Below are 25,399 nucleotides of genomic sequence, written 5' to 3'. Positions count from 1 at the left end.
TGCCCCGATCGCGATGGACGACGGTCTGCGTTTCGCCATCCGTGAAGGTGGCCATACCGTTGGCGCGGGCGTTGTTGCTAAAGTTATCGCTTAATTCGCGGATACACTTAAAGCATAAAAAGGCACTTCGGTGCCTTTTTTTATGGTGATAACAGTAAATGTAAATTGAAATAAAAACCATTCCTATTTACAATGCGCCCATTGGTTAAAAAATCGCTAGGAGCGATTTTAAGCGCCGCTTTCAGTGGTACGAAAGGTAGCGTGAAGGATGTACGCTATAAACTAATGAGTCATCCCCGTATGTATGTTTGCCTGTGCAATGCGATTTCTGACAAAGTCATCCGTAATGCTGTTCGTCAGCACCAGCCTCAATCAATGCAGCAACTGCGCAAATTGGTCCCTATTGGAACGGATTGCGGTAAATGTATTCGTCAGGCGCGTGTTATCTTTGAGGAAGAACAGACCAAAATTCCTGATATGTATGAAGTAGCATAAAATGTAGGGGTGTTTCTTTGACTCTCTGCTTACTGGTTCTACACTTTAAGAACCGGAGCGGAGGAGCGTGTCATGAAAGGCGATAATAAAGTCATTGCGCATTTAAATAAGTTGTTGGGCAACGAGTTGGTAGCTATCAACCAATATTTTCTTCATGCCCGCATGTTTAAAAACTGGGGACTGACCCGTCTCAACGATCATGAGTATCATGAGTCAATTGACGAAATGAAACACGCTGATCGTTATATCGAACGTATTCTGTTTCTTGAAGGTATCCCAAATCTGCAGGATTTGGGGAAGTTGAATATTGGAGAGGATGTAGACGAGATTTTTCGCTCCGATCTTCAGCTTGAACTGGATGGCGCGCAGGACTTGCGTGAAGCTATTGAGTACGCCGATTCGGTTCGAGATTATGTCAGCAGAGATTTGATGATTGAAATCCTGGTTGATGAGGAAGGACATATCGACTGGCTGGAGACCGAGTTGGATTTGATTTCCCGTCTTGGCATCCAGAACTATCTTCAGTCTCAACTTAAAGAAGCGTAGTTCCCATCACCCCAATTAATTCCCCACGGTCGGACATGTTTCATGCCGACCGGCATTTAAATCATTTCTTTCCTTTTGTTGCTTCCTGAGCTAATTTGCGTATAATGTGCGAGCTTATCAAAACTGAGGTAAGCCTGATTCGATTTGAGTCAGCGGGCTAAACTAATCAATTAGCCAAAACAATACTCCCGATATGGGGGTTATGTACTAACGATTACACTCCCCCATCAATCGAAATGGGTGTGATGAGTAGTCATTTACGTTTATAAATAATTGGAGCTCTGGTCTCATGCAGAACCAAAGAATCAGTATCTGCCTGAAAGCGTTTGATCATCGTCTGCTCGATCAATCAACTGCGGAAATCGTCGAGACTGCCAAGCGCACTGGTGCGCAGGTCCGTGGTCCGATCCCGCTGCCGACCCGCAAAGAGCGCTTTACCGTTCTGATTTCTCCGCACGTCAATAAAGATGCGCGCGATCAGTACGAGATTCGCACTCACAAGCGTCTGGTTGACATTGTTGAGCCAACTGAGAAAACCGTTGATGCTCTGATGCGTCTGGATCTGGCTGCCGGTGTAGACGTGCAGATCAGCCTGGGTTAATCAGGTCATTGAGCGATTGAGAGGTTGAAACAATGATTGGTTTAGTCGGTAAAAAAGTGGGCATGACGCGTATCTTCACTGAAGATGGCGTATCTATCCCTGTAACCGTTATCGAAATTGAAGCAAACCGCGTCACTCAGGTTAAAGACCTGGCTAACGACGGTTACCGTGCTGTACAGGTAACTACCGGTGCTAAAAAAGCAAACCGCGTTACCAAACCAGAAGCGGGCCATTTTGCTAAAGCTGGCGTTGAAGCCGGTCGTATCCTGCGTGAATTCCGTCTTGCAGAAGACGAAGAGTTCTCTGTAGGTCAGAGCATTAGTGTTGAAATTTTCGCAGACGTTAAAAAAGTAGACGTGACTGGTACATCCAAAGGTAAAGGTTTTGCCGGCACAGTTAAGCGCTGGAATTTCCGTACTCAGGATGCTACCCACGGTAACTCCTTGTCTCACCGCGTTCCGGGCTCTATCGGTCAGAACCAGACTCCGGGCAAAGTGTTCAAAGGCAAGAAAATGGCAGGCCAACTGGGTAACGAACGCGTAACCGTTCAAAGCCTGGATGTCGTGCGTGTTGACGCTGAGCGCAACCTGCTGCTGGTTAAGGGTGCTGTTCCGGGTGCAACTGGTAGCGACCTGATCGTTAAACCAGCTGTGAAGGCGTGAGGAGATAGCAATGGAATTAGTATTGAAAGACGCGCAAAGCGCGCTGACTGTTTCCGAAACTACCTTCGGTCGTGATTTCAACGAAGCGCTGGTACACCAGGTTGTTGTTGCTTACGCATCAGGTGCCCGTCAAGGTACTCGCGCTCAGAAGACCCGTGCTGAAGTAACTGGTTCCGGTAAAAAACCTTGGCGTCAGAAAGGTACTGGCCGTGCGCGTTCAGGTTCTGTCAAGAGCCCGATCTGGCGTTCCGGTGGTGTGACCTTTGCTGCCAAGCCTCAGGACCACAGTCAGAAAGTTAACAAAAAGATGTACCGCGGCGCGCTGAAAAGCATCCTGTCCGAACTGGTACGTCAAGATCGTCTGATCGTCGTCGAGAAGTTCTCTGTAGAAGCGCCGAAAACCAAGCTGCTGGCACAGAAACTGAAAGACATGGCACTGGAAGACGTGTTGATCATCACCGGTGAACTGGATGAGAATCTGTTCCTGGCCGCGCGCAACCTGTACAAGGTTGATGTGCGTGATGCAGCAGCTATCGACCCAGTTAGCCTGATCGCCTTCGACAAAGTCGTCATGACTGCTGATGCTGTTAAGCAAGTTGAGGAGATGCTGGCATGATCCGTGAAGAACGTCTGCTGAAAGTATTGCGCGCGCCGCACGTTTCTGAAAAAGCGTCTTCTGCGATGGAAAAGAACAACACCATCGTGCTCAAAGTTGCTAAAGACGCGACCAAAGCAGAAATCAAAGCCGCAGTGCAGAAACTGTTTGAAGTCGAAGTCAATGATGTTCGCACCCTGGTAGTTAAAGGAAAAGTGAAACGTCATGGACAGCGTATCGGTCGTCGTAGCGACTGGAAAAAAGCTTACGTCACCCTGAAAGAAGGCCAGAATCTGGACTTCATCGGCGGCGCAGAGTAAGTCGGAGGAGTAAAAGAACAATGGCAATTGTTAAATGTAAACCGACATCTCCGGGTCGTCGCCACGTTGTTAAGGTGGTTAACCCTGAGCTGCACAAGGGCAAACCTTATGCCCCGTTGCTGGAAAAGAACAGCAAATCCGGTGGCCGTAACAACAATGGCCGCATCACTACCCGTCATATCGGTGGTGGCCATAAACAGCAATATCGTCTGGTTGACTTCAAACGCAATAAAGATGGTATTCCTGCTGTTGTTGAGCGTCTGGAGTATGATCCGAACCGTTCCGCGAACATCGCGCTGGTTCTGTACAAAGACGGCGAACGCCGTTACATCCTGGCGCCGAAAGGCCTGAAAGCCGGTGACCAGATTCAATCTGGCGTTGATGCTGCAATCAAACCCGGTAACACCCTGCCGATGCGTAACATTCCTGTCGGTTCAACGGTTCACAACGTAGAAATGAAACCAGGTAAAGGCGGCCAGTTGGCGCGTTCTGCCGGTGCCTACGTTCAGATCGTTGCTCGCGAAGGCGCTTACGTTACCCTGCGTCTGCGTTCCGGCGAAATGCGTAAAGTCGAATCCGACTGCCGCGCGACGCTGGGCGAAGTTGGCAATGCGGAGCATATGCTACGCGTTCTGGGTAAAGCAGGTGCTGCACGCTGGCGTGGTGTTCGTCCTACCGTTCGCGGTACGGCAATGAACCCGGTCGACCACCCGCACGGTGGTGGTGAAGGTCGTAACTTTGGTAAGCACCCGGTAAGTCCGTGGGGCATTCAGACCAAAGGTAAGAAGACCCGCAGCAACAAGCGTACTGATAAATTTATCGTGCGTCGCCGTACTAAATAATCTTAGAGGATAAACCATGCCACGTTCTCTCAAGAAAGGTCCTTTTATTGACCTGCACTTGCTGAAGAAGGTAGAGAAAGCGGTGGAAAGCGGTGACAAGAAGCCTTTGCGCACTTGGTCCCGTCGTTCAACGATCTTTCCAAACATGATCGGTTTGACCATCGCTGTCCATAATGGTCGTCAGCACGTTCCGGTGTTTGTTTCCGATGAAATGGTCGGTCACAAACTGGGTGAATTCGCGCCGACTCGTACTTATCGCGGCCATGCGGCCGATAAAAAGGCCAAGAAGCGCTAAGGTAGGAGGAAGAGATGGAAACTATCGCTAAACATTGCCACGCTCGTTCTTCTGCTCAAAAGGTTCGGCTGGTGGCTGACCTGATTCGCGGTAAGAAAGTGTCGCAAGCTCTGGATATTCTGACCTACACCAACAAGAAAGCCGCTGGTCTGGTTAAAAAAGTGCTGGAGTCTGCCATTGCTAACGCAGAGCACAACGATGGCGCTGACATTGATGATCTGAAAGTCGCGAAAATCTTCGTTGACGAAGGCCCAAGCATGAAGCGCATTATGCCGCGTGCCAAAGGTCGTGCGGATCGCATCCTGAAGCGTACCAGCCACATTACTGTGGTTGTGTCCGATCGCTGAGACTCTGGAGACTAGCAATGGGTCAGAAAGTACATCCTAATGGTATTCGACTGGGTATTGTCAAACCTTGGAACTCTACCTGGTATGCGAATACCAAAGAATTCGCTGACAACCTGGACAGCGACTTTAAAGTTCGTAAATACCTGACGAAGGAACTGGAGAAGGCTTCCGTTTCCCGTATCGTTATCGAGCGTCCGGCTAAAAGCATTCGTGTGACTATTCACACTGCTCGTCCGGGTATCGTTATCGGTAAAAAAGGTGAAGATGTTGAAAAACTGCGCAAAGTCGTAGCGGATATCGCTGGCGTGCCTGCACAGATCAATATCGCAGAAGTTCGTAAACCCGAACTGGACGCAAAACTGGTTGCTGACAGCATCACTTCTCAGCTGGAGCGTCGTGTGATGTTCCGTCGTGCTATGAAGCGTGCGGTACAGAACGCTATGCGTCTGGGCGCTAAAGGGATCAAAGTTGAAGTAAGCGGTCGTCTTGGCGGCGCTGAAATCGCGCGTACCGAATGGTATCGTGAAGGTCGTGTTCCGTTGCACACGCTGCGTGCGGATATCGACTACAACACCTCCGAAGCGCACACCACTTATGGTGTTATCGGTGTTAAAGTGTGGATCTTCAAAGGTGAGATCCTGGGTGGTATGGCTGCTGTTGAACAACCGGAAAAACCGGCTGCTCAACCTAAAAAGCAGCAGCGTAAAGGCCGCAAGTAAGGAGAGTCGCTGATGTTACAACCAAAGCGTACAAAATTCCGTAAGATGCACAAAGGCCGCAACCGCGGTCTGGCTGCGGGTACGGATGTGAGCTTCGGCACTTTCGGTCTGAAAGCTGTTGGCCGTGGTCGTCTGACTGCTCGTCAAATCGAAGCTGCACGCCGTGCCATGACCCGTGCTGTTAAGCGTCAAGGTAAGATCTGGATCCGCGTATTCCCGGACAAACCGATCACCGAAAAGCCGCTTGAAGTTCGTATGGGTAAAGGTAAGGGTAACGTAGAGTATTGGGTTGCCTTGATTCAGCCAGGTAAAGTCCTGTACGAAATGGACGGTGTGCCGGAAGAGTTAGCCCGTGAGGCATTCCAACTGGCAGCAGCGAAACTGCCGATCAAAACCACCTTTGTAACTAAGACGGTGATGTAATGAAAGCACAAGAGCTGCGTGAAAAGAGCGTTGAAGAGCTGAACACCGAGCTGCTCGAACTGCTGCGCGAACAATTCAATCTGCGCATGCAGGCGGCAAGTGGCCAGCTGCAACAAACTCACCTGTTGAAACAAGTGCGTCGTGATGTTGCACGTGTTAAGACTTTACTGACTGAGAAGGCGGGTGCGTAATGACCGATAAAATCCGTACTCTGCAAGGCCGCGTCGTTAGTGACAAAATGGAGAAATCCATGGTTGTCGCCATCGAACGTTTCGTGAAACACCCGCTTTACGGTAAATTCATCAAACGGACGACAAAGCTGCACGTACATGACGAAAACAATGAATGCGGTATCGGTGACGTGGTTGAAATCCGCGAATGCCGTCCGCTGTCCAAAACCAAGTCTTGGACGCTTGTTCGCGTTGTAGAGAAAGCGATTCTGTAATACAGTAGCGCACTTCTCGATATGATAAACGGCTCAGTATTTGGGCCGTTTATTTTTTCTACCCATAACCTGGAAGCGGTGTTATAATGCTGCGCCCTTAATTATGGGGCATTTTAATGGCCTGTCATGGGTCCTAAAGGTAGTAGTTGACATTAGCGGAGCACTAAAATGATCCAAGAACAGACTATGCTGAATGTGGCCGATAACTCCGGTGCACGTCGCGTAATGTGTATCAAGGTTCTAGGTGGCTCGCACCGTCGCTACGCAGGCGTCGGCGACATCATCAAAATTACCATCAAGGAAGCAATTCCTCGCGGTAAGGTGAAGAAAGGCGATGTGCTGAAAGCGGTAGTGGTGCGCACCAGAAAGGGTGTTCGTCGCCCGGACGGTTCTGTCATTCGCTTCGATGGTAATGCTTGCGTTATTTTAAACAATAATAGCGAACAGCCTATCGGTACGCGTATTTTTGGGCCGGTAACTCGTGAACTGCGTAATGAGAAGTTCATGAAAATTATCTCTCTGGCACCAGAAGTACTCTAAGGAGCGAATCATGGCAGCGAAAATCCGTCGTGATGACGAAGTTATCGTGCTGACCGGCAAAGATAAAGGTAAGCGCGGTAAAGTAAAAAATGTCCTGTCTTCCAGCAAGGTCATTGTTGAAGGTATCAATCTGGTTAAAAAACATCAGAAGCCGGTTCCGGCGCTGAATCAACCAGGCGGCATCGTAGAAAAAGAAGCGGCAATTCAGGTTTCTAACGTTGCAATCTTCAATGCGGCAACTGGTAAGGCTGACCGTGTAGGCTTTAGATTCGAAGACGGCAAAAAAGTCCGTTTCTTTAAATCTAACAGCGAAACTATCAAGTAATTTGGAGTAGTACGATGGCGAAACTGCATGATTACTACAAAGACGAAGTAGTTAAAAAACTCATGACTGAGTTTAACTACAATTCTGTCATGCAAGTCCCTCGGGTCGAGAAGATCACCCTGAATATGGGTGTTGGTGAAGCGATCGCTGACAAGAAACTGCTGGATAACGCAGCAGCTGATCTGGCAGCTATCTCCGGTCAAAAACCGTTGATCACCAAAGCACGCAAATCTGTTGCAGGCTTCAAAATCCGTCAGGGCTATCCGATCGGCTGTAAAGTAACTCTGCGTGGCGAACGCATGTGGGAGTTCCTTGAGCGTCTGATTTCCATTGCTGTACCGCGTATCCGTGACTTCCGTGGCCTGTCCGCCAAGTCATTCGATGGTCGTGGTAACTACAGCATGGGTGTGCGTGAGCAGATCATCTTCCCGGAAATCGACTATGACAAAGTCGATCGCGTTCGTGGTTTGGATATTACCATCACCACTACTGCGAAATCCGATGATGAAGGTCGTGCGCTGTTGGCCGCCTTTAACTTCCCATTCCGCAAGTAAGGCAGGGTTACTAATGGCTAAGCAATCCATGAAAGCACGTGAAGTTGTTCGCGTGAAACTGGCTGAAAAATACCGCGCTAAACGCGAGGAATTAAAAGCTATTATCTCTGGTGTGAACTCATCCGACGAAGAACGTTGGGATGCAGTTCTTAAGCTGCAGACTCTGCCGCGTGATTCCAGCCCGTCTCGTCAGCGTAATCGCTGCCGCCAAACTGGTCGTCCGCACGCTTTCCTGCGGAAGTTCGGGTTGAGCCGTATCAAGGTCCGTGAAGCCGCAATGCGCGGTGAAATCCCGGGTCTGAAAAAGGCTAGCTGGTAATTGTCACCAATTGAATCACGGGAGTAAAGACAGATGAGCATGCAAGATCCGATCGCGGATATGCTGACCCGTATCCGTAACGGTCAAGCCGCGAACAAAGTTGCGGTCACCATGCCTTCCTCCAAGCTGAAAGTGGCAATTGCCAACGTGCTGAAGGAAGAAGGTTACATTGAAGATTTTAAAATCGAAGGCGACGCCAAGCCAGTTCTGGAATTAGTACTGAAGTACTTCCAGGGCAAGGCAGTGGTAGAAAGCATTCAGCGAGTAAGCCGTCCAGGTCTGCGCATCTATAAAAGAAAAGATGAGCTGCCAAAAGTTATGGCCGGTTTAGGTATCGCGGTTGTTTCTACTTCTAAAGGTGTTATGACTGATCGTGCAGCTCGCCAGGCTGGTCTTGGTGGCGAGATTATCTGCTACGTAGCTTAATCGGGAGGAAAGAATGTCTCGTGTTGCAAAAGCACCCGTCGTCATTCCTGCCGGCGTAGAGGTAAAACTCAACGGTCAGGTTATTTCGATTAAGGGTAAAAACGGCGAGCTGAGTCGTAAGATCCATGACGCTGTTGAAGTTAAACAGGCTGACAACGCTCTGACTTTCGCCCCGCGCGAAGGTTTTGTTGACGGATGGGCCCAAGCGGGTACCACTCGCGCTCTGTTAAACGCAATGGTTGTCGGTGTTACCGAAGGCTTTACCAAGAAGCTGCAGCTGGTCGGTGTTGGTTATCGTGCTGCCGTAAAAGGCAACGTAGTGAACCTGTCTCTTGGGTTCTCTCATCCGGTTGACCACGCGCTGCCGGCAGGTATTACCGCAGAATGCCCAAGCCAAACTGAAATCGTGCTTAAAGGCGCTGATAAGCAGGTTATTGGTCAGGTCGCTGCGGAAATACGCGCCTACCGTCGTCCTGAGCCTTACAAAGGCAAGGGTGTCCGTTACGCCGACGAAGTCGTGCGTACCAAAGAGGCTAAGAAGAAGTAAGGTAACACTATGGATAAGAAAGCAGCTCGTATCCGTCGTGCGACCCGCGCACGCCGCAAGCTCCAGGAACTGGGTGCGACGCGTCTGGTGGTACATCGTACCCCACGTCATATTTATGCGCAGGTCATTGCACCGAACGGTTCTGAAGTCCTGGTAGCCGCTTCTACTGTAGAAAAAGCTATCGCTGAGCAACTGAAGTATACCGGTAACAAAGATGCAGCTATCGCAGTAGGTAAAGCTATTGCTGAACGCGCATTGGAAAAAGGGATTAAAGACGTATCCTTTGACCGTTCCGGTTTCCAATATCATGGTCGAGTCCAGGCACTGGCAGATGCTGCCCGTGAAGCTGGCCTTCAGTTCTAAGGTAGAGGTGTAAGATGGCTCACATCGAGAAACAAGCTGGCGAACTGCAGGAAAAGCTGATCGCGGTAAATCGCGTATCCAAAACCGTTAAAGGTGGCCGTATTTTCAGCTTCACCGCACTGACTGTAGTGGGTGATGGCAATGGTCGCGTTGGTTTTGGTTACGGTAAAGCGCGCGAAGTTCCGGCAGCGATCCAGAAAGCGATGGAAAAAGCCCGTCGCAATATGATGAATGTCGCGCTGAACAACGGCACCCTGCAGCACCCGGTTAAAGGTGCTCACACGGGCTCTCGTGTGTTCATGCAGCCGGCTTCCGAAGGTACCGGTATTATCGCCGGTGGCGCAATGCGCGCCGTTCTGGAAGTCGCAGGGGTTCACAACGTATTGGCTAAGGCCTATGGTTCCACCAACCCGATTAACGTGGTTCGTGCAACGATTGATGGTCTGGCAAATATGAAGTCCCCGGAAATGGTCGCTGCCAAGCGTGGTAAATCCGTTGAAGAAATTCTGGGGTAATTAACCATGGCAAAGACTATTAAAATAACTCAAACCCGTAGTGCAATCGGTCGTTTGCCGAAACACAAGGCAACACTGCTTGGCCTGGGTCTGCGTCGTATTGGACATACTGTTGAACGTGAGGATACTCCTGCCGTTCGTGGTATGGTCAACGCGGTTTCCTATATGGTTAAAGTGGAGGAGTAACAGATGCGCTTGAATACTCTGTCTCCGGCCGAAGGTGCTAAACACGCGCCGAAGCGTTTAGGTCGTGGTATTGGTTCTGGCCTGGGTAAAACCGGCGGTCGTGGTCACAAAGGTCAGAAGTCTCGTTCTGGCGGTGGCGTGCGTCGTGGTTTTGAAGGCGGTCAGATGCCTTTATACCGTCGTCTGCCGAAATTCGGCTTCACCTCCCGCAAAGCTATGGTGACGGCAGAGGTTCGTCTGTCTGATCTGGCTAAAGTAGAAGGCGACATCATTGATCTGAATACGCTGAAAGCCGCTAATGTTATTGGCATTCAGATTGAATTCGCGAAAGTGATTCTGTCTGGTGAGGTTGCTCGTCCGGTAACGATTCGTGGTCTGCGTGTCACTAAAGGTGCTCGTGCTGCTATCGAAACTGCTGGCGGTAAAATTGAGGAATAAGTAGCAGATGGCCAAACAACCAGGATTAGATTTTCAAAGTGCTAAAGGCGGAGTTGGTGAACTGAAGCGCAGACTATTGTTTGTTATCGGTGCGCTGATTGTTTTCCGTATCGGCTCTTTTATTCCAATCCCTGGTATCGATGCCACTGTGCTTGCCAAATTGCTTGAGCAACAGCGGGGTACCATCATTGAAATGTTTAATATGTTCTCTGGTGGTGCTCTGAGCCGTGCTTCTATCTTTGCATTGGGTATTATGCCGTATATTTCGGCGTCAATTATTATCCAACTGTTAACGGTGGTTCATCCAGCGTTAGCTGAAATAAAGAAAGAAGGGGAGGCTGGACGTCGCAAGATTAGCCAGTACACCCGTTACGGCACGCTGGTATTGGCAATATTTCAGTCAATCGGTATTGCTACCGGTTTGCCGAATATGCCTGGAATGCAGGGCCTGGTATTAAACCCAGGCTTTGCGTTCTATTTTACCGCTGTTGTAAGCCTGGTCACCGGGACAATGTTCCTGATGTGGTTAGGCGAACAGATTACAGAACGAGGTATTGGCAACGGTATTTCGATCATAATCTTCGCTGGTATTGTTGCGGGTTTGCCGCCGGCCATTGGTCATACCATCGAGCAAGCGCGGCAAGGCGACCTGCACTTCCTCCTGTTGCTGTTGGTTGCAGTTTTAGTGTTTGCAGTAACCTTCTTCGTTGTTTTCATTGAGCGTGGTCAACGTCGTATCGTCGTCAACTATGCAAAACGTCAACAAGGTCGTCGTGTTTATGCAGCACAGAGTACGCATTTACCGCTGAAAGTTAATATGGCGGGGGTTATCCCGGCTATCTTCGCTTCCAGCATTATTCTGTTCCCAGCCACGATAGCATCCTGGTTTGGGGGCGGTAGCGGTTGGAACTGGCTGACGACAATTTCGCTGTATTTGCAGCCCGGACAACCGCTTTACGTGTTACTCTATGCGTCTGCAATCATCTTCTTCTGTTTCTTCTACACTGCGTTGGTTTTCAATCCGCGTGAAACAGCAGATAACCTGAAGAAGTCCGGTGCATTCGTGCCAGGAATTCGGCCGGGAGAGCAAACGGCGAAATATATCGATAAGGTAATGACTCGTCTGACTTTGGTCGGCGCGATGTATATTACTTTCATCTGCCTGATCCCGGAGTTCATGCGTGATGCAATGAAAGTGCCTTTCTATTTCGGTGGCACGTCATTATTGATCGTTGTTGTTGTCATCATGGACTTTATGGCTCAAGTGCAAACTCTGATGATGTCGAGTCAGTATGAGTCTGCATTGAAGAAAGCAAACCTGAAAGGCTATAACCGTTAATCGGGCGAGCTTGAGAAGTTACGGAGAGTAAAAATGAAAGTTCGTGCTTCCGTCAAGAAATTATGTCGTAACTGTAAGATTGTTAAGCGTAACGGTGTCGTTCGTGTGATCTGCAGTGCCGAACCGAAGCATAAGCAGCGTCAAGGCTGATTATCTCACATATTTTTCTTGCAAAGTTGGGTTGAGCTGGCTAGATTAGCCAGCCAATCTTTTGTATGTAACTGCAATGCTATTTGAGTATCCTGAAAACGGGCTTTTCAGAATGGTATTGCTGTATAAAATTGTAGGAGTGCATAGTGGCCCGTATAGCAGGCATTAACATTCCTGATCAGAAACATACTGTGATCGCATTAACTTCGATCTACGGTATCGGCAAAACCCGCTCACAGTCTATCTGTGCTGCATCCGGTATTGCTGAAAATGTTAAGATCAGTGAGCTGTCTGAAGAGCAAATCGATAAGCTACGTGACGAAGTTGCCAAGTTTGTTGTCGAAGGCGACCTGCGTCGTGAAGTTACCCTGAGCATCAAGCGTCTTATGGACCTTGGTACTTATCGTGGTTTGCGTCATCGTCGTGGTCTGCCGGTTCGCGGTCAGCGTACCAAGACTAACGCCCGTACCCGTAAGGGTCCGCGCAAACCGATCAAGAAATAATCGGGGTGATTGAATAATGGCAAAGGCACCTGTTCGTGCACGTAAGCGTGTAAGAAAGCAAGTCTCTGACGGTGTGGCTCATATCCATGCTTCTTTCAACAACACCATCGTTACCATTACTGATCGTCAGGGTAATGCGCTGGGTTGGGCAACTGCCGGTGGTTCCGGTTTCCGTGGTTCTCGTAAATCCACTCCGTTCGCCGCTCAGGTTGCAGCAGAGCGCTGTGCTGAAGCAGTGAAAGAGTACGGTATTAAGAACCTGGAAGTTATGGTTAAAGGACCTGGTCCGGGCCGTGAGTCTACTATCCGCGCATTGAACGCGGCTGGTTTCCGCATCACTAATATTACTGATGTGACTCCGATCCCTCATAACGGTTGTCGTCCGCCGAAAAAGCGCCGCGTATAACGCCGCTTTTAGGATTGTTGGAGAAAGAAAATGGCAAGATATTTGGGTCCTAAGCTCAAGCTGAGCCGTCGTGAAGGCACCGACCTGTTTCTGAAGTCTGGTGTTCGTGCGATCGATTCTAAGTGTAAGATTGAACAAGCTCCTGGCCAGCATGGTGCGCGTAAACCGCGTCTGTCTGACTATGGTGTGCAGTTGCGTGAAAAGCAAAAAGTTCGCCGTATCTACGGTGTGCTGGAACGCCAGTTCCGTAACTATTACAAAGAAGCAGCACGTCTGAAAGGCAACACCGGTGCGAACCTGTTGCAATTACTTGAAGGACGTCTGGATAACGTTGTTTATCGTATGGGTTTTGGCGCCACTCGTGCAGAAGCACGTCAGCTGGTCAGCCACAAAGCTGTTATGGTAAATGGTCGCGTTGTTAACATCGCTTCTTATCAGGTATCCCCGAATGACGTCGTCAGCATCCGTGAGAAAGCTAAAAAGCAGTCTCGCGTTAAGGCCGCTCTGGAGCTGGCTGAACAGCGTGAAAAGCCAACTTGGCTGGAAGTTGATGCTGCCAAGATGGAAGGTGTGTTCAAACGTATTCCTGAACGTACCGATCTGTCTGCGGACATTAATGAACACCTGATCGTCGAGCTTTACTCCAAGTAAAGCTTAGTACCAAAGAGAGGACACAATGCAGGGTTCTGTGACAGAGTTTCTAAAACCGCGCCTGGTTGATATCGAGCAAGTGAGTTCGACGCACGCCAAGGTGACCCTTGAGCCGTTAGAGCGGGGCTTCGGCCATACTCTTGGCAACGCACTGCGCCGTATTCTGCTTTCATCAATGCCAGGTTGCGCGGTGACCGAGGTTGAGATTGATGGTGTACTGCATGAGTACAGCACCAAAGAAGGCGTACAGGAAGACATCCTGGAAATCCTGCTCAACCTGAAAGGGCTGGCGGTGAGAGTTCAAGGCAAAGATGAAGTTATTCTTACCCTGAATAAATCTGGCATTGGCCCTGTGACTGCAGCCGATATCATCCATGATGGTGATGTCGAAATCGTCAAGCCACAGCACTTGATCTGCCATCTGACTGATGAAAACGCGGCTATCAGCATGCGTATTAAAGTTCAGCGTGGTCGTGGTTATGTGCCGGCATCTGCCCGTATTCATACGGAAGAAGATGAGCGCCCGATTGGTCGCCTGTTAGTCGATGCTTGCTACAGCCCTGTAGAGCGTATTGCTTACAATGTTGAAGCGGCACGTGTAGAACAGCGTACTGACCTGGATAAGCTGGTCATCGAAATGGAAACCAATGGTACGATTGATCCTGAAGAGGCGATCCGCCGTGCGGCGACCATTCTGGCTGAACAACTTGAAGCTTTTGTTGACTTACGTGATGTTCGTCAGCCTGAAGTTAAAGAAGAAAAACCAGAATTCGATCCGATCCTGCTGCGCCCTGTTGACGATCTGGAATTGACTGTCCGCTCTGCTAACTGCCTTAAGGCAGAAGCTATCCACTACATCGGTGATCTGGTACAGCGTACCGAAGTTGAGCTACTCAAAACGCCTAACTTGGGTAAAAAATCTCTTACTGAGATTAAAGACGTGCTGGCTTCACGTGGTCTGTCTCTGGGCATGCGCCTGGAAAACTGGCCACCCGCAAGCATTGCTGATGAGTAACCGGATCACAGGTTAAGGTTTTACTGAGAAGGATAAGGTCATGCGCCATCGTAAGAGTGGTCGTCAACTGAACCGTAACAGCAGCCATCGTCAGGCTATGTTCCGTAACATGGCTGGTTCTTTGGTTCGTCATGAGATCATCAAGACGACCCTGCCAAAAGCGAAAGAGCTGCGTCGTGTTGTTGAACCGCTGATTACTCTTGCCAAGACCGACAGCGTTGCTAATCGTCGTCTGGCATTCGCCCGTACTCGTGATAACGAGATCGTGGCAAAACTGTTTAATGAACTGGGCCCGCGTTTCGCGAGCCGTGCCGGTGGTTACACTCGTATTCTTAAGTGTGGCTTCCGTGCAGGTGACAATGCGCCGATGGCTTACATCGAGCTCGTTGATCGCTCAGCTTCTCAGACAGAAGAAGTCGCTACTGCAGAGTAATCTGTAAGAGCGTAAAAAAACCGGGGAAACCCGGTTTTTTTATGTCTGAAATAAGCTAGCCTGTAAAGATAGAGTATACCGAATAGAGATTACTTGATGTGGTTGATCGATGAGATGGCGGAACGCCATATTACTCATGCCCAGCAGGATGGCGTTTTTGATAACCTTCCAGGTTCGGGATGTCCGTTAATACTGGACGATGATAGTGCTGTGCCGCAAGCGCTTAGAGTCGCTTATCGTTTGCTCAAAAATGCAGGGTGCTTACCGGTTGAATTGCAAGAACGTAAGGAAGCATTGGCATTGGCTGATATGTTGCAAACTATTTCCAGGGAATCTTCCGATTATCAAGAGACATCTCAGCGATTACGCCTGCTTGAGTTGAGTTTGCGTCAAAAGGGTATAAATACCAATTTTTTACATGGAGAGTACGCATCATCGCTGAAAAAAATTTTTTAAATGCTGTTTAATTATTATGGCAAGATTGTTTTCACCTCCTTTTCTCCACTATACTCTCCACGCTTTATTTCTATCATCCCATCTTATGATGAGTCATCATGACAACTTACCGTCATAAAAGAGGAAAGATCCAGAATAATGCTATCGAAGCATTGCTGCATGACCCACTGTTTCGTGAGCGAATAGAGGTTAATGTGAAAGGCAAGGGTAGCTATCGCCGAAAAGATAAACATGTAAAGAAGGCAAACTGGGAGGCCAGTAGTAAGAAATCAAATGATTTTTTACTTCTGGCCTTTTTGTTTTCTGTTGTTAAGACGCCGCTGTTATATCGTATTAATCGATTTACAGCTTAGGTTGCTGTTGAGCTTTTAGCAGATCGCGAATTTCAGTTAATAATGTCTCTTCTGCACTTGGCTTAGGTGGTTCGGCTGGTGCATCTTCCTGTTTACGGCGCATTTTATTCATAAGTTTGATTGCCATAAAAATAGCAAAAGCGACGATGACAAAATCAAAAATATTTTGGATAAAGACGCCATAATGCATAATTACTGCGGGTATATCCCCTTGGGCATCACGTAAAACCAAGCTGAATTGTTTGAAATCAACGCCGCCGATCAGTAATCCCAAAGGCGGCATAATGATATCAGAGACCAGTGACGAAACGATTTTACCAAACGCGGCGCCAATGATAACCCCAACGGCTAAGTCGACAACATTTCCCCGCATAGCAAATTCACGGAATTCTTTAATAATACTCATAACCACTCTCCTTGATAAAAAGATAAATTAATTTTAACAAATGGTTTTATATTTGCCATATCACCTTGTGATGTTTAAAGACTTATCTTTTTTTTTACAAAAAGAATGGGCTAGGCTGGAATAACCGCTCCACATCTGGTACGAATTTTTTGTCTGTTAGAAACATAATGACATGATCGCCTTGCTCTATATGCGTATTATCATTCGCGATAATGACATCATCTCCGCGAACGATCGCGCCAATGGTTGTTCCCGGGGGGAGTTTTATATCCTCAATCATCCGTCCGACAACTTTTGATGTACCCTCATCCCCATGTGCAATGGCTTCAATCGCTTCTGCAACTCCTCGGCGTAGAGAGGACACGCTGACAATATCCGCCTTACGTACATGGCTGAGTAAAGCCGAAATCGTTGCCTGCTGTGGTGATATGGCAACATCAATGACGCTTCCCTGAACTAAATCAACATAAGCCCGCCGTTGGATAAGAACCATGACTTTTTTGGCACCCATCCGTTTCGCCAACATTGCAGACATAATATTGGCTTCATCATCATTGGTTATCGCGATGAAGACATCGATCTGTTCAATATGTTCTTCTGCCAGGAGTTCTTGGTCTGACGCATCACCGTGAAAAACAACGGTGTTTTGCAAGAGTTCGGCCAGTTCAGCAGCACGCTCCGCATTTCGTTCTATCAGCTTAATGTTATAAATTTTTTCTAATCGCTGAGCTAGACCTGCGCCAACGTTTCCTCCCCCAACGATCATAATTCGTTTATAGGGTTTCTCCAGTCGTTGTAATTCACTCATCACCGCCCGGATGTGTTGGGAAGCGGCGACAAAGAAGACTTCATCACCGGCTTCAATAACGGTAGAACCTTGAGGGCGAATAGGACGGTCCTGACGAAAAATAGCAGCAACACGCGTTTCGACATGAGGAATATGTTCACGGATAGATGACAGCGCGTTGCCGACTAACGGGCCGCCATAATAGGCATTTACAGCGGCAAGGCTGACTTTTCCTTGGGCAAAATTAACAACCTGAAGCGCGCCAGGATATTCAATCAGCTTGTAAATGTTATCGATGACCAATTGTTCAGGTGAAATTAAATGGTCAATGGGAACCGCTTCAGGCAGAAAAAGATGCTCGGATTCACGGATATATTCAGCCGATCGAATCCGCGCAATACGGTTTGGCGTATTAAAAAGCGAATAGGCAATCTGACACGCAACCATATTGGTTTCATCAGAATTAGTTACGGCGACCAGCATATCTGCGTCTTCCGCACCTGCTTCGCGTAATACGCGTGGATGGGAAGCGTGACCGGTGATCACCCTGAGATCAAATTTATCCTGTAGCTGACGTAAACGCACGGTATCGGTATCAACGACGGTGATATCGTTATTTTCACCAGCCAGATTTTCTGCCAGCGTACCGCCCACCTGACCAGCGCCAAGAATAATAATCTTCATAGTTCATTCTGCCGTAGATTGATTGCCGTAGAGCTTTAGACAATATTGGGGCCAATGTCAGTTTTTTACTAGCTTGGCATAAAAGAAACCATCGCCGTCATCAATGCTGGGTAGTTTCTGTATGCCTGGGCTCGTTGGATTTCCCGTATCAATTAACTGTGCATCGGTGTGGCGACGGAGGAAGGCGGCCATTTGCTGCTGATTTTCTTCCGGCATAATTGAGCAGGTGGCATAGACCAATGTTCCACCTGTTTTCAGGTGAGGCCAGATAGCATCAAGCATCTCTTTTTGCAGCATGGCGAGTTCGGCAATGTCATTATCGCGTCGTAGCCATTTTATATCTGGGTGACGACGAATGACGCCGGTCGCGGAACAGGGCGCATCCAGAAGGATGCGATCAAAGAGTTTACCGCTGCACCAGGTCGCAGGATAGCGCCCATCGCCTTGTTTTACCTCAGCATGTAATTGCAGGCGTTGTAAGTTTTCTCGCACCCGGATTAATCTCGTCTCGTCAAGATCAATGGCTAAAACCTGAGATTTGGGCGCGGCTTCGAGGATATGGGTTGTTTTACCGCCTGGCGCCGCGCAGAGATCGAGGATCTGTTCACCATTCTGTGGCGCCAGCCAATAGACACATCCTTGCGCTGAGGCGTCCTGGACTGTAATCCAACCTTGCGCAAACCCCGGTAGAAGATTAACCATACAAGGTGTAGACAGGCGGATGGCATCCGCATAGTCAGGATGGGGAAAAGCTTGAATACCTTCCTGAACCAATAATGTGATATATGCATCGCGGGTATGGTGCTGTCGATTGACTCGCAGCCACATGGGAGGACGCTGATTATCGGCGGCGACAATATCTTCCCACTGCGTCGGGTAGGCGTCTTTAATCCTTTTTAGTAACCAGCCGGGATGCAGGTATTGGACAGTATTATTCGCTGCGCGCTGGAGTAACTCATCTTGCTGGCGTTGGAACTGGCGCAGCACCCCGTTGATGAGCCCCTTAAGCTGCGGACGTTTCATGGCGACGGCGCCTTCGACGGTCTCAGCCAACACAGCATGTGGCGGAATTCTCGTGTATAGCAACTGATAAATACCGACCATAATAAGGTAATGCAGTGGTCGCTGTTTACCCGTTAGCGGTTTGGACATCAGTTGTTGAATACACCACTCTAATTGTGGCAGAACGCGTAATACGCCAAAGCATAGTTCCTGCAATAATGCGCGATCTTTATCGGTGATTTCCCGCTGATAAGCAGGCAACAAGGTACTGAGTGACTGCCCGTGATCCAATACTTGTCCCACCACTTTAGCGGCAATACTGCGAAGATTATATGAGCTTTTCAATTTGTTAGCGACTACGTGAAAGATAGAGCATACCGGCTAACGTTGCCGATATGAACATCGATTAGGCCAGAATGTTGCCGGGCGTAAACCACTCTCGGCGTGAGTTTAGTAAATCCTGAGCTTTCATCACTTTTTTGCCCGCAGGCTGTAATTCGACGATATTTAAAATATCTTCGCGAGTGGCGACCTGAATACCATTTTTGTCTGCTTGCAGGATAGTACCCGGCCGTGCATGGTGACAGCAGGAAATAATCTCGGCTTTCCACACTTTGATAGGCTTTTCGTCTATCAGAAAGTAGCTTACCGGCCAGGGATTAAAAGCCCGAATACAACGCTCAAGCTGCGCAGCGGAAAGCTGCCAGTCAAGACGAGCCTCTTCCTTACTGAGTTTTTCAGCATAGGTGGCAAAAGCGTCATCCTGTGTTTCTGCTGAGATACGGTTACTCGCAAGGTGCTCTAACGTCTCCAGAAGACCACGCGGACCTAGCTCAGCAAGCTTGCCGTATAGCGTGGCGCTCGTGTCCTCTTGCAGGATCGGACACTCGATTTTGTGCAGCATTGCGCCGGTATCCAGACCGGCGTCCATCTGCATAATCGTAACGCCTGTATTCTGATCTCCGGCCCAAAGTGCGCGTTGAATGGGGGCGGCGCCTCGCCAACGAGGTAGGAGCGAACCGTGTACATTGATACAGCCAAGCTGCGGCATAGCTAACACGGCTGGTGGCAAAATCAAGCCATAAGCGACGACAACCATGACATCCGCATGTAGCGTTTCAACTAAATCCTGACTTTCCGAAGCACGCAAAGACTTGGGCTGATATACCGGCAGGTTGTGTTGTTCTGCCAGTATTTTTACCGGACTAGGCGTCAGCTTATTACCTCTTCCCGCCGGGCGATCAGGCTGAGTGAAGACGCCAACCAACTGATGCCTTGACGATAACAAGGCATCAAGATGGCGTGCCGCAAAATCAGGTGTTCCTGCGAAAATAATGCGTAAAGAGTTAGACACGGTGTTCCCTGTAAGGAAAAATTATTAAGCGCGGCTATTTTGCTTGGCCAGCTTTTCCAGCTTTTGACGAATTCTCTGGCGCTTCAGCGGGGAAAGATAATCAATGAATAGTTTCCCAATCAGATGATCCATTTCATGCTGGATACAAATAGCAAGCAGGCCCTCGGCTTCGAGTTCAAACGTATTTCCTTCCCGATCCAGCGCGCGCACTTTTACCCGCTCAGCGCGTGGAACCAGCGCTCTTGTTTCTGGAATCGACAAACAACCTTCTTCAATACCGGTATCACCGCTTTTTTCAAGAAGTTCAGGGTTGATCAAAACCAGACGTTGGTCCCGCTCTTCTGAAACATCAATAACAATAATACGTTGATGAATATCCACTTGTGTGGCGGCCAAGCCAATGCCTTCTTCTTCATACATGGTATCAAACATATCATCGACGATACGCTGAATGTTTGCATTGACTTCTTTTACGGGCTGCGCCTGTATGCGAAGCCGCTCGTCTGGAAAGTGTAATACTTGCAAAACTGACATATATATTTAGATCTGTATCCGAGTAATGGGAGAGTCCTGGCATCTATTCTAGACATTTCCTGCCTTGATTGACAGCATCTGCATTTAATTGCGCGGTTAACCTGAACCCGGCGAAATAAAGGATGTTTCATGCTATCAACGGAAATCTGGCTGCGTTTAATGGAAGTGAGGCAGTTGAACGCGAAACGTGCCAGGCTCATTGCCGGAAAGCTTATTGACAGAGGGCGCACGGATAGCAATACCTTGTGCGCTCTGGGGATGACGGAAATTCAGATTGAACAATTCCGACGTGTTGATGATCATTTACTGAAAACCACGCAGGCATGGTTGGATCAAGCAGGTCATCACCTTGTCACTTGCGCTGATCAGCGATATCCGTATTTGCTGAGTAATATCAGTTCATTTCCTCTTTTACTGTTTGTGGATGGCAATCTGGATGTACTGACATCGCCACAAATCGCGATAGTCGGTAGCAGAGCAAGCACACGGTATGGTGAGCAATGGGGGCAGTTTTTTGCTCAGGAGTTGGCAGTCAACGATCTGACGATCATTAGTGGCTTGGCTATCGGGATTGATGGCATTGCGCATCGAGCGGCGCTTGACGCGGGAGGAAAAACGATTGCCGTATTAGGCTCCGGGCTTGCCAATATTTATCCTCATCGCCACAAGCCACTCGCGATGCGAATCCTGGAAAATGGCGGTGCGTTGGTATCCGAATTTCCGCTTTCTTCACCTCCCAGGCCAACAAACTTTCCCAGAAGAAACCGTATTATAAGCGGATTGAGTTTGGGGACATTGGTGGTTGAGGCATCGATTCGCAGCGGCTCTCTGGTTACCGCACGTTATGCATTAGAACAAGGTCGAGAAGTCTTTGCTTTGCCGGGGGCAATTGGTAATCCGATGGCAGAGGGAACGCATTGGCTGATTCAACAAGGTGCCTGCCTGGTCACTCACCCCAAAGATATTGTCGAACAACTAGGAAGTGAGCTTCACTGGATCTCTTTTGGCAACGATCAAATTATTTCTGCGGTAGAAGAGGATGTTGAATTGCCATTTGCTGATGTGTTGGCTAACGTAGGAGATGAGGTTACACCTGTTGACGTTGTCGCTGAACGTGCCGGCCAACCTGTGCCAGAAGTAGTGCATCAACTATTGGAACTGGAGTTAGCAGGATGGATCGCAGCAGTACCCGGCGGCTATGTCCGATTAAGGAGGGCAGGCCATGTTCGACGTACTCATGTACTTGTTTGAGACTTACATTCACAATGAAACTGAAATGCGTGTCGATCAGGATACGTTGACTGATGACCTCACTCGCGCTGGATTTGACCGTAACGATATTTATAGCGCGTTGGATTGGCTGGAAAAACTGGCTGATATACAGGAAGGGCAGAACACGTCGCTTAATTTGGCGCATGATCCGCTGGCTATGCGCATCTATACGCAAGATGAGGCGTTGCGTCTTGATACCGAGTGTCGCGGCTTTTTATTATTCCTTGAACAAATCCAGGTGCTGAGTCTTGAAACGCGTGAAATGGTGATTGAACGAGTAATGGCGCTGGAAACTCAAGAGTTTGATCTTGAGGATTTGAAGTGGGTTATTCTCATGGTGCTTTTCAATGTACCTGGCTGTGAAAACGCTTATCAGCAAATGGAAGAGTTATTATTTGAGGTGAATGACGGTTATGTGCAATAGCCTGGAGTGCAAAAGAACGGATGGCTAAGACCGGATTGTTTACCGATAAGAAACAAGATATCTGTCCTGAGTGTGGGTCTGTATTGGTTATTCGTACAGGCCGACACGGGGCTTTTCTTGGTTGTTCCGGTTATCCAGAGTGTGAGTTTATTCGTCCGTTGAAAACTCAGGCTGACGGTCATATTGTCAAAGTACTGGACGGGCAGACTTGCCCGCAATGCCAGTCCACATTGGTGTTGCGACAGGGGCGCTATGGCATGTTCATCGGGTGTGGCAATTATCCCGAATGTAACCATACCGAAGTAATCGATCGGCCTGATGAAACGGCGATCAGTTGCCCGCAATGTCGCAAAGGCGCTCTGCTACAGCGTAAATCCCGTTATGGGAAAGTGTTTCACTCTTGCGAGCGCTACCCTGATTGCCAGTTTACGTTAAACCATAAGCCTGTTGCCGGTGAGTGTATTTATTGCCATTACCCGCTGCTGATCGAAAAGAAAACCGCACAGGGCGTCAGACTTTTTTGTGCCAGTAAATTATGTGGAAAGCCGATAAAGGCTGAAGTGTTGTTAACGATGAATGATGTTTCTTATGATCTGATTCCTTTACTGACGGAATTACAGAATGGAAAGGTAATCGCCTATCCTACTGAGGCCGTCTTTGGCCTGGGGTGTGATCCTGACAGTGAAATCGCTGTCAAACGTTTGCTGGCCCTAAAACAACGTCCATGGCAGAAGGGGTTGATTCTTATTGCTGCCGATTATCAGCAACTGACACCCTATATTGATGACAGCATGTTATCTGGAGAACAAAAGCAGGATATGTTCGCAGGTTGGCCAGGCCCTATTACCTGGGTGATCCCAGCGAAAGCAACTACACCGAAATGGCTTACCGGACAATTTACATCCCTTGCCGTCCGGGTCAGCGCACACCCTGTGGTAAGACAATTGTGCTTGAGTTATGGCAAACCCTTGGTTTCAACCAGCGCTAATTTGAGTGGATTACCGCCTTGCCGTACTGAAGGGGAGGTTTACCAGCAGTTCGGTAAGAAATTTCTTGTCGTTCATGGGAAAGTCGGCGGTAGAACAAATCCTTCAGAGATAAGAGATGTTTTAACCGGTGAACTGCTGCGTCAGGGTTAATCTAATGATTGGAGAATAGGGTGTCTGAGATAAAGTCTTTTGCTGTTTTTGGTAATCCAATCGCTCATAGTAAATCGCCGCGTATACACGAGTTGTTTGCTGCTCAGACGGGCATTGATCTTTCTTATCACCGCGTGTTGGCTCCGGTGGACAGCTTTGAAACGGCTCTTCGTCACCATTTTCTCCGCGGGGCTTGCGGCGCAAACATAACCGCGCCCTTTAAAGAGCGTGCCTTTGTAGAAGCGGATGAACTTAGCGAATGCGCATTACTTGCCGGTGCGGTTAATACGTTAAAGAAGCTGAAAGACGGTCGTTTACTGGGCGATAATACGGATGGTATTGGCTTATTAAGCGACTTGCAGCGTTTGAATTTGATTAATCCGCAAGATCATATCTTACTGATTGGAGCGGGCGGCGCGGCGCGTGGTGTTATACAGCCATTGTTGTCTTATGGCTGTTCAGTTGTGGTGACTAACCGTACTATTTCAAAGGCGGATGCATTGGCGCAGATCTTTAGTTCGATTGGCAAGATTGAGAGCGCAACCTTTGATGCGTTGTCATGGCGATCATTCAATCTGGTAATCAATGCAACATCATCAGGCATGTATGATAGCGTACCTGATTTACCCTCAAGCTTAATATCTCCAGAAACTCGCTGTTATGACATGTTCTATTTACCTGAACTCACTCCGTTTTTAGCATGGTGTGTAACGAAGGGGGCCGGTAACTATGCAGATGGCTTGGGCATGTTGGTTGGACAAGCTGCGTATGCTTTCAAACTGTGGCATGGCGTGATGCCAGACGTTAATCCGGTCATTCAGGCACTTAAGCAGGAATTGTCGCGATGAATCAGGCGATCCAATTTCCAGATCGTGAAAGTTGGGACGAAGCGTTGCAGGCAATCCGTTTCCCGGTTCTGGTAAATGGATTTCAGCAGGAATGCATAATCGGCATAGAATTGCTCCGGCGGCATTATGGCAACGTCAGCCCTGAACAGTTTTTGGATCTGTTCAGGGAGAATCGCTGGGATTTTGAGGATGTGTTTGAAAAAATGGTTTTTAATCAAGAACATGATGAACAGGGCTACTTTTCTCTATCTTGAGCAAGATACTCATTTTTCCAGTGAACGTAGTTATTTGAAGAGTAGATGAGCCCTTCAATTTCTTCCTGAGTCAGTAGCCTGATTTTTTTAGCAGGGCTCCCCAAGTATAAATAGCCGCTTTCTAAACGTTTGCCGGGGGAAACGAGGCTACCAGCACCAATCATGACGTCATCTTCAATAATGGCGCCATCAAGAATTATCGATCCCATCCCGACTAAGACTCGGTTACCAATTCTGCAACCGTGTAGCATTGCTTTATGCCCAATCGTCACATCTTCTCCGATGATCAGTGGATTACCTTCTGGATTTTTCTCTGAAGTATGGGTGATATGTAATACCGATCCATCCTGAATGTTGCTTCTTGCGCCAATACTTATCTGATTAACATCGCCACGAATTACCACAAGTGGCCATATACTGACATCATCACCCAACGTCACTTTGCCAATGACGACACTTGAACAATCTATCATGACATTTTCGCCAACAACAGGAAGTGCATCTTTATAATGGCGAAGTAATTCAGATCCCATCAACAACCCCTTAGTTACTGTTATCGTCATTTTTGCTGGTAGATAAAATACCAGTGGATGCGTTGTATCTATACCCTGAAAATAGCCCCGCTCGAGTAAGATCTCAACGAAGGGGCTGAAAAACGCACGAACGGAAAAAAAGATCGAAAAAGTGGTTGTGTAACGAAATGGGAGCCCTATAATGCGCCTCCATCGACACGGCGCTGTGAACTAAATCACAACGAAGCGGCGAGAAAAGAAGAGATGCTGAAATAAGCATTGACTCTGAAAGAGGAAAGCGTAATATACGCCACCTCGCGTTAGTGGCTAAGGCCAGTACGCACTGCTCTTTAACAATTGAATCAGACAATCTG

Annotated in this window: 44 protein-coding genes and 1 pseudogene; 39 read left to right on the top strand and 6 right to left on the bottom strand. The window is 48.4% G+C overall.

The annotated features are described in order from the left end of the window. The 33 genes from DES54_RS15880 to DES54_RS15720 form a co-directional block, all read left to right on the top strand. On the top strand, nucleotides 1–94 hold a 94-nt coding region (locus DES54_RS15880; RefSeq protein WP_147247316.1), incomplete at its 5' end, for an EF-Tu C-terminal domain-related protein. A gap of 206 nt (nucleotides 95–300) precedes the next feature. Further along, complete coding sequence (bfd, locus tag DES54_RS15875) at nucleotides 301–495, top strand: bacterioferritin-associated ferredoxin (RefSeq protein WP_113869016.1); 195 nt, start codon at nucleotides 301–303, stop codon at nucleotides 493–495. Between the two features lie 72 nt (nucleotides 496–567). After that, on the top strand, nucleotides 568–1,041 hold the full coding sequence (gene bfr, locus DES54_RS15870) for a bacterioferritin (RefSeq protein ID WP_113869015.1): 474 nt from the start codon (nucleotides 568–570) through the stop codon (nucleotides 1,039–1,041). Between the two features lie 289 nt (nucleotides 1,042–1,330). Continuing rightward, nucleotides 1,331–1,642: a 30S ribosomal protein S10 gene (rpsJ, locus tag DES54_RS15865; protein ID WP_113869013.1), complete on the top strand. Its 312-nt coding sequence runs from the start codon at nucleotides 1,331–1,333 to the stop codon at nucleotides 1,640–1,642. A 32-nt stretch (nucleotides 1,643–1,674) separates the two neighbouring features. Next, nucleotides 1,675–2,304 (top strand): 50S ribosomal protein L3, encoded by a 630-nt coding sequence (rplC, locus tag DES54_RS15860; protein ID WP_113869011.1) that lies wholly within the window; start codon nucleotides 1,675–1,677, stop codon nucleotides 2,302–2,304. Nucleotides 2,305–2,314: 10 nt separating this feature from the next. Continuing rightward, nucleotides 2,315–2,920: a 50S ribosomal protein L4 gene (rplD, locus tag DES54_RS15855; protein ID WP_113869009.1), complete on the top strand. Its 606-nt coding sequence runs from the start codon at nucleotides 2,315–2,317 to the stop codon at nucleotides 2,918–2,920. Further along, a complete protein-coding gene (gene rplW, locus DES54_RS15850) occupies nucleotides 2,917–3,219 on the top strand; it encodes a 50S ribosomal protein L23 (protein WP_113869007.1) in 303 nt (100 codons plus the stop codon). Before rplD ends, rplW begins: the two co-directional genes overlap by 4 nt. A gap of 20 nt (nucleotides 3,220–3,239) precedes the next feature. Then, nucleotides 3,240–4,061 (top strand): 50S ribosomal protein L2, encoded by an 822-nt coding sequence (rplB, locus tag DES54_RS15845; protein ID WP_113869005.1) that lies wholly within the window; start codon nucleotides 3,240–3,242, stop codon nucleotides 4,059–4,061. Nucleotides 4,062–4,077: 16 nt separating this feature from the next. Continuing rightward, nucleotides 4,078–4,356, top strand: coding sequence for a 30S ribosomal protein S19 (gene rpsS / locus DES54_RS15840; protein ID WP_004929772.1), 279 nt, complete (start codon nucleotides 4,078–4,080; stop codon nucleotides 4,354–4,356). Nucleotides 4,357–4,370: 14 nt separating this feature from the next. After that, nucleotides 4,371–4,703, top strand: coding sequence for a 50S ribosomal protein L22 (gene rplV / locus DES54_RS15835; RefSeq protein ID WP_022635108.1), 333 nt, complete (start codon nucleotides 4,371–4,373; stop codon nucleotides 4,701–4,703). Nucleotides 4,704–4,720: 17 nt separating this feature from the next. Beyond that, on the top strand, nucleotides 4,721–5,422 hold the full coding sequence (gene rpsC / locus DES54_RS15830; protein ID WP_005970274.1) for a 30S ribosomal protein S3: 702 nt from the start codon (nucleotides 4,721–4,723) through the stop codon (nucleotides 5,420–5,422). A gap of 12 nt (nucleotides 5,423–5,434) precedes the next feature. Further along, complete coding sequence (gene rplP / locus DES54_RS15825; RefSeq protein WP_009111208.1) at nucleotides 5,435–5,845, top strand: 50S ribosomal protein L16; 411 nt, start codon at nucleotides 5,435–5,437, stop codon at nucleotides 5,843–5,845. Further along, nucleotides 5,845–6,036 (top strand): 50S ribosomal protein L29, encoded by a 192-nt coding sequence (gene rpmC, locus DES54_RS15820; RefSeq protein WP_113869003.1) that lies wholly within the window; start codon nucleotides 5,845–5,847, stop codon nucleotides 6,034–6,036. The genes rplP and rpmC overlap by 1 nt, the downstream gene beginning before the upstream one ends. Next, the gene (rpsQ, locus tag DES54_RS15815; RefSeq protein WP_011095505.1) at nucleotides 6,036–6,290 is read left to right on the top strand and encodes a 30S ribosomal protein S17; all 255 of its coding nucleotides are present in this window, start codon (nucleotides 6,036–6,038) and stop codon (nucleotides 6,288–6,290) included. The genes rpmC and rpsQ overlap by 1 nt, the downstream gene beginning before the upstream one ends. A 168-nt stretch (nucleotides 6,291–6,458) precedes the next feature. Next, a complete protein-coding gene (rplN, locus tag DES54_RS15810) occupies nucleotides 6,459–6,830 on the top strand; it encodes a 50S ribosomal protein L14 (protein WP_020322771.1) in 372 nt (123 codons plus the stop codon). 10 nt (nucleotides 6,831–6,840) lie between these two features. After that, the gene (gene rplX, locus DES54_RS15805) at nucleotides 6,841–7,155 is read left to right on the top strand and encodes a 50S ribosomal protein L24 (protein WP_038394047.1); all 315 of its coding nucleotides are present in this window, start codon (nucleotides 6,841–6,843) and stop codon (nucleotides 7,153–7,155) included. A 14-nt stretch (nucleotides 7,156–7,169) separates the two neighbouring features. After that, a complete protein-coding gene (gene rplE, locus DES54_RS15800) occupies nucleotides 7,170–7,709 on the top strand; it encodes a 50S ribosomal protein L5 (RefSeq protein ID WP_005970265.1) in 540 nt (179 codons plus the stop codon). Between the two features lie 13 nt (nucleotides 7,710–7,722). Continuing rightward, entirely contained in the window at nucleotides 7,723–8,028 is a 306-nt protein-coding gene (gene rpsN, locus DES54_RS15795) for a 30S ribosomal protein S14 (protein WP_039308898.1), read from the top strand. A 33-nt stretch (nucleotides 8,029–8,061) separates the two neighbouring features. After that, nucleotides 8,062–8,454, top strand: a complete 393-nt coding sequence (gene rpsH / locus DES54_RS15790) for a 30S ribosomal protein S8 (RefSeq protein ID WP_113869001.1) — start codon at nucleotides 8,062–8,064, stop codon at nucleotides 8,452–8,454. Nucleotides 8,455–8,467: 13 nt separating this feature from the next. Next, nucleotides 8,468–9,001, top strand: coding sequence for a 50S ribosomal protein L6 (rplF, locus tag DES54_RS15785; protein WP_113868999.1), 534 nt, complete (start codon nucleotides 8,468–8,470; stop codon nucleotides 8,999–9,001). A 9-nt stretch (nucleotides 9,002–9,010) separates the two neighbouring features. Then, nucleotides 9,011–9,364 (top strand): 50S ribosomal protein L18, encoded by a 354-nt coding sequence (gene rplR / locus DES54_RS15780; RefSeq protein WP_009111214.1) that lies wholly within the window; start codon nucleotides 9,011–9,013, stop codon nucleotides 9,362–9,364. Between the two features lie 14 nt (nucleotides 9,365–9,378). Then, nucleotides 9,379–9,879 carry a 30S ribosomal protein S5 gene (rpsE, locus tag DES54_RS15775; protein WP_005970257.1) on the top strand — a complete coding sequence of 167 codons (501 nt, stop codon included), beginning with the start codon at nucleotides 9,379–9,381 and terminating at the stop codon, nucleotides 9,877–9,879. Between the two features lie 6 nt (nucleotides 9,880–9,885). Then, nucleotides 9,886–10,065, top strand: coding sequence for a 50S ribosomal protein L30 (rpmD, locus tag DES54_RS15770; RefSeq protein ID WP_004846568.1), 180 nt, complete (start codon nucleotides 9,886–9,888; stop codon nucleotides 10,063–10,065). A gap of 3 nt (nucleotides 10,066–10,068) precedes the next feature. Beyond that, complete coding sequence (gene rplO, locus DES54_RS15765; RefSeq protein WP_113868997.1) at nucleotides 10,069–10,503, top strand: 50S ribosomal protein L15; 435 nt, start codon at nucleotides 10,069–10,071, stop codon at nucleotides 10,501–10,503. Nucleotides 10,504–10,510: 7 nt separating this feature from the next. After that, nucleotides 10,511–11,842 (top strand): preprotein translocase subunit SecY, encoded by a 1,332-nt coding sequence (gene secY, locus DES54_RS15760; protein WP_113868995.1) that lies wholly within the window; start codon nucleotides 10,511–10,513, stop codon nucleotides 11,840–11,842. Nucleotides 11,843–11,875: 33 nt separating this feature from the next. Further along, nucleotides 11,876–11,992: a 50S ribosomal protein L36 gene (gene rpmJ / locus DES54_RS15755; protein WP_002227352.1), complete on the top strand. Its 117-nt coding sequence runs from the start codon at nucleotides 11,876–11,878 to the stop codon at nucleotides 11,990–11,992. A 146-nt stretch (nucleotides 11,993–12,138) separates the two neighbouring features. After that, a complete protein-coding gene (gene rpsM / locus DES54_RS15750) occupies nucleotides 12,139–12,495 on the top strand; it encodes a 30S ribosomal protein S13 (RefSeq protein ID WP_113868993.1) in 357 nt (118 codons plus the stop codon). 16 nt (nucleotides 12,496–12,511) lie between these two features. Further along, on the top strand, nucleotides 12,512–12,901 hold the full coding sequence (gene rpsK, locus DES54_RS15745; protein WP_004388621.1) for a 30S ribosomal protein S11: 390 nt from the start codon (nucleotides 12,512–12,514) through the stop codon (nucleotides 12,899–12,901). Nucleotides 12,902–12,931: 30 nt separating this feature from the next. Further along, nucleotides 12,932–13,552 carry a 30S ribosomal protein S4 gene (gene rpsD, locus DES54_RS15740; protein WP_012768120.1) on the top strand — a complete coding sequence of 207 codons (621 nt, stop codon included), beginning with the start codon at nucleotides 12,932–12,934 and terminating at the stop codon, nucleotides 13,550–13,552. Between the two features lie 25 nt (nucleotides 13,553–13,577). Further along, entirely contained in the window at nucleotides 13,578–14,567 is a 990-nt protein-coding gene (locus DES54_RS15735; RefSeq protein WP_113868991.1) for a DNA-directed RNA polymerase subunit alpha, read from the top strand. 40 nt (nucleotides 14,568–14,607) lie between these two features. Further along, complete coding sequence (gene rplQ / locus DES54_RS15730) at nucleotides 14,608–15,000, top strand: 50S ribosomal protein L17 (RefSeq protein WP_048637258.1); 393 nt, start codon at nucleotides 14,608–14,610, stop codon at nucleotides 14,998–15,000. 96 nt (nucleotides 15,001–15,096) lie between these two features. Then, entirely contained in the window at nucleotides 15,097–15,456 is a 360-nt protein-coding gene (locus DES54_RS15725) for a DnaJ family domain-containing protein (protein ID WP_113868990.1), read from the top strand. A 98-nt stretch (nucleotides 15,457–15,554) separates the two neighbouring features. Then, entirely contained in the window at nucleotides 15,555–15,809 is a 255-nt protein-coding gene (locus DES54_RS15720; protein ID WP_113868988.1) for an alternative ribosome-rescue factor A, read from the top strand. Here DES54_RS15720 and mscL read toward each other — a convergent pair. The 5 genes from mscL to def all read right to left on the bottom strand — a co-directional run bounded on the left by mscL (nucleotide 15,799) and on the right by def (nucleotide 20,576). Next, complete coding sequence (mscL, locus tag DES54_RS15715) at nucleotides 15,799–16,215, bottom strand: large-conductance mechanosensitive channel protein MscL (protein ID WP_113868986.1); 417 nt, start codon at nucleotides 16,213–16,215, stop codon at nucleotides 15,799–15,801. The two genes, DES54_RS15720 and mscL, sit on opposite strands and share 11 nt — an antisense overlap. 94 nt (nucleotides 16,216–16,309) lie before the next feature. Then, nucleotides 16,310–17,686 carry a Trk system potassium transporter TrkA gene (gene trkA, locus DES54_RS15710; protein WP_113868984.1) on the bottom strand — a complete coding sequence of 459 codons (1,377 nt, stop codon included), beginning with the start codon at nucleotides 17,684–17,686 and terminating at the stop codon, nucleotides 16,310–16,312. A gap of 57 nt (nucleotides 17,687–17,743) precedes the next feature. Next, the gene (rsmB, locus tag DES54_RS15705; RefSeq protein WP_113868982.1) at nucleotides 17,744–19,033 is read right to left on the bottom strand and encodes a 16S rRNA (cytosine(967)-C(5))-methyltransferase RsmB; all 1,290 of its coding nucleotides are present in this window, start codon (nucleotides 19,031–19,033) and stop codon (nucleotides 17,744–17,746) included. A gap of 61 nt (nucleotides 19,034–19,094) precedes the next feature. Beyond that, a complete protein-coding gene (fmt, locus tag DES54_RS15700) occupies nucleotides 19,095–20,042 on the bottom strand; it encodes a methionyl-tRNA formyltransferase (protein ID WP_113868980.1) in 948 nt (315 codons plus the stop codon). Nucleotides 20,043–20,066: 24 nt separating this feature from the next. Beyond that, nucleotides 20,067–20,576 carry a peptide deformylase gene (def, locus tag DES54_RS15695; protein ID WP_113868978.1) on the bottom strand — a complete coding sequence of 170 codons (510 nt, stop codon included), beginning with the start codon at nucleotides 20,574–20,576 and terminating at the stop codon, nucleotides 20,067–20,069. Between the two features lie 129 nt (nucleotides 20,577–20,705). On the opposite strand from def, the gene dprA reads away from it, so the two are divergent. From dprA to DES54_RS15665, 6 genes and pseudogenes are all read left to right on the top strand, one after another. Further along, nucleotides 20,706–21,827, top strand: a complete 1,122-nt coding sequence (dprA, locus tag DES54_RS15690; RefSeq protein ID WP_113868976.1) for a DNA-protecting protein DprA — start codon at nucleotides 20,706–20,708, stop codon at nucleotides 21,825–21,827. Next, nucleotides 21,799–22,272 (top strand): DUF494 family protein, encoded by a 474-nt coding sequence (locus DES54_RS15685; protein ID WP_113868974.1) that lies wholly within the window; start codon nucleotides 21,799–21,801, stop codon nucleotides 22,270–22,272. The genes dprA and DES54_RS15685 overlap by 29 nt, the downstream gene beginning before the upstream one ends. A 20-nt stretch (nucleotides 22,273–22,292) precedes the next feature. Further along, nucleotides 22,293–22,826: pseudogene (locus tag DES54_RS15680) on the top strand (DNA topoisomerase family protein); the annotation flags it as partial. Between the two features lie 18 nt (nucleotides 22,827–22,844). Further along, on the top strand, nucleotides 22,845–23,411 hold the full coding sequence (gene tsaC / locus DES54_RS15675; protein WP_113869018.1) for an L-threonylcarbamoyladenylate synthase type 1 TsaC: 567 nt from the start codon (nucleotides 22,845–22,847) through the stop codon (nucleotides 23,409–23,411). A gap of 20 nt (nucleotides 23,412–23,431) precedes the next feature. Continuing rightward, nucleotides 23,432–24,259: a shikimate dehydrogenase gene (gene aroE / locus DES54_RS15670; protein ID WP_113868972.1), complete on the top strand. Its 828-nt coding sequence runs from the start codon at nucleotides 23,432–23,434 to the stop codon at nucleotides 24,257–24,259. Continuing rightward, nucleotides 24,256–24,513, top strand: coding sequence for a DUF1488 family protein (locus DES54_RS15665; protein WP_113868970.1), 258 nt, complete (start codon nucleotides 24,256–24,258; stop codon nucleotides 24,511–24,513). The genes aroE and DES54_RS15665 overlap by 4 nt, the downstream gene beginning before the upstream one ends. On the opposite strand, the gene DES54_RS15660 is transcribed toward DES54_RS15665, so the two are convergent. After that, a complete protein-coding gene (locus tag DES54_RS15660) occupies nucleotides 24,495–25,046 on the bottom strand; it encodes a gamma carbonic anhydrase family protein (protein ID WP_113868968.1) in 552 nt (183 codons plus the stop codon). The two genes, DES54_RS15665 and DES54_RS15660, sit on opposite strands and share 19 nt — an antisense overlap. Nucleotides 25,047–25,399: the final 353 nt, after the last annotated feature.

Origin of the sequence: Brenneria salicis ATCC 15712 = DSM 30166, from assembly GCF_003315515.1 — a bacterium.
Classification (GTDB): Bacteria; Pseudomonadota; Gammaproteobacteria; order Enterobacterales; family Enterobacteriaceae; genus Brenneria; species Brenneria salicis.
This window is presented reverse-complemented; position numbering and strand designations above follow the sequence as displayed.